Annotated in this window: 1 pseudogene; it reads right to left on the bottom strand. The window is 66.2% G+C overall.

Annotated features, from left to right (window positions below):
* Nucleotides 1–116 (bottom strand): annotated as a pseudogene (locus tag CH42_RS16840) (tRNA (adenosine(37)-N6)-threonylcarbamoyltransferase complex transferase subunit TsaD); the annotation flags it as partial.
* Between the last annotated feature and the right edge of the window lie 94 nt (nucleotides 117–210).

The raw sequence follows: 210 nt of genomic DNA on the forward strand, positions 1-210 counted from the left end.
TGCTCATCCATCGACGAGGCGATGGCGTTGGCGAGCAGCGTGCGCCCCCGCACGATGCCGACCCCGGTCTCATCGCAGCTGGTCTCGATGCCCAGCACGAGCGGTTCCTGCGTCATCGGCGATCCTTCATCTCGAGCTTCATCACGACGGCGTCGACGCCCTCGGGCTGGTAATAGCGCGGACGTACCCCGATCTCGGCGAATCCCAGGG

The sequence above is a fragment of the Leucobacter musarum subsp. musarum genome, from assembly GCF_001273845.1.
In the GTDB taxonomy this organism is placed as follows: domain Bacteria; phylum Actinomycetota; class Actinomycetes; order Actinomycetales; family Microbacteriaceae; genus Leucobacter; species Leucobacter musarum.